The sequence below is a fragment of the Pseudomonas fildesensis genome, assembly GCF_001050345.1.
Taxonomy (GTDB): domain Bacteria; phylum Pseudomonadota; class Gammaproteobacteria; order Pseudomonadales; family Pseudomonadaceae; genus Aquipseudomonas; species Aquipseudomonas fildesensis.
Genome location: NZ_LFMW01000038.1, coordinates 1 through 2,094, shown reverse-complemented (window position 1 = coordinate 2,094; position 2,094 = coordinate 1). Strand labels below are relative to the sequence as shown.

Below are 2,094 nucleotides of genomic sequence, written 5' to 3'. Positions count from 1 at the left end.
GCAATGCTGACGGCACTAACCCGCTGACCTCTGCTCCAGCCAACGGCACTATCACCGTGACTGCGGTCAACGATGCGCCTGAAGCGATCGCTACCACTGCCACCGGTTCGGAAGATCCGGTCCAGGGCATCGAAGTCAAACTGAGCGCGACCGACGTAGACGGCCTGGCGAACGTTAAATCGTTCACCGTCAGCGAGCCTACCAACGGCACGTTCTACACCGATGCTGCCATGACCAAACCGGTTACTGGCGCCATCGATGCGACCAACGGCGAAGCCACGCTCTACTTCAAGCCAAACACCAACTTCAACGGCACCGCGAACTTCACCTACACCGCGACTGACAGCGGCAACGCTGATGGCACTAACCCGCTGACGTCTGCTCCTGCCAACGGCAGCATTACTGTCACTGCTGTGAACGATGCGCCTGAAGCTGTGGCGACCACAGCCACCGGCTCGGAAGATCCGGCTCAAGGTATCGAAGTTAAGCTCTCGGCTACCGATGTGGATGGCCTGGCGAACGTGAAATCGTTCACCGTCGGCACGCCTAGCAACGGTACGTTCTACACCGACGCCGCCATGACCAAACCGGTTACCGGTAGCATCGCGGCCACCAACGGTGAGGCGACGGTGTACTTCAAGCCGAACCTGAATTTCAACGGCACGGCTAACTTCACCTACACCGCGACCGACAGCGGCAACGCTGACGGCACCAACGTGCTGACCTCGCCAGCCGCCAACGGCACTATCACCGTGACCCCGGTCAACGATGCGCCAGTAGCCGTTGCGACCACCGGCAGCGGTGCTGAAGACCCAAGCGTAGGCATCGCGGTCAAGTTGAGCGCGACCGACGTAGACGGCCTGGCGAACGTTAAGTCGTTCACCGTCAGCGAGCCTACCAACGGCACGTTCTACACCGATGCTGCCATGACCAAACCGGTTACTGGCGCCATCGATGCAACCAACGGCGAAGCGACGCTGTACTTCAAGCCAAACACCAACTTCAACGGCACCGCGAACTTCACCTACACCGCGACTGACAGCGGCAACGCTGATGGCACTAACCCGCTGACGTCTGCTCCTGCCAACGGCAGCATTACTGTCACTGCTGTGAACGATGCGCCTGAAGCTGTGGCGACCACAGCCACCGGCTCAGAAGATCCGGTTCAAGGTATTGAAGTTAAGCTCTCGGCTACCGACGTGGACGGCTTGGCGAACGTGAAATCGTTCACCGTCGGCACACCTACCAACGGTACGTTCTACACCGACGCCGCCATGACCAAACCGGTTACTGGCGCCATCGATGCAACCAACGGCGAAGCGACGCTGTACTTCAAGCCAAACACCAACTTCAACGGCACCGCGAACTTCACCTACACCGCGACTGACAGCGGCAATGCTGATGGCACTAACCCGCTTACCTCGGCGCCAGCTAACGGCACTATCACCGTGACTGCGGTCAACGATGCGCCGGAAGCGATCGCTACCACTGCCACCGGTTCGGAAGATCCGGTCCAGGGCATCGAAGTTAAATTGAGCGCGACCGACGTAGACGGCCTGGCGAACGTTAAATCGTTCACCGTCAGCGAGCCTACCAACGGCACGTTCTACACCGATGCTGCCATGACCAAACCGGTTACTGGCGCCATCGATGCAACCAACGGCGAAGCGACGCTGTACTTCAAGCCAAACACCAACTTCAACGGCACCGCGAACTTCACCTACACCGCGACCGACAGCGGCAACGCTGACGGCACTAACCCGCTGACCTCTGCTCCAGCCAACGGCACTATCACTGTGACTGCGGTGAACGATGCGCCTGAAGCGATCGCTACCACTGCCACCGGTTCGGAAGATCCGGTCCAGGGCATCGAAGTCAAACTGAGCGCGACCGACGTAGACGGCCTGGCGAACGTTAAATCGTTCACCGTCAGCGAGCCTACCAACGGCACGTTCTACACCGATGCTGCCATGACCAAACCGGTTACTGGCGCCATCGATGCAACCAACGGCGAAGCGACGCTGTACTTCAAGCCAAACACCAACTTCAACGGCACCGCGAACTTCACCTACACCGCGACTGACAGCGGCAACG

The 2,094-nt window shown here is 59.5% G+C and carries 1 protein-coding gene; it reads left to right on the top strand.

The annotated features are described in order from the left end of the window. Positions 1–2,094: beta strand repeat-containing protein (locus ACR52_RS27300; protein WP_048731298.1), on the top strand; the 2,094-nt coding region annotated here is incomplete at both ends.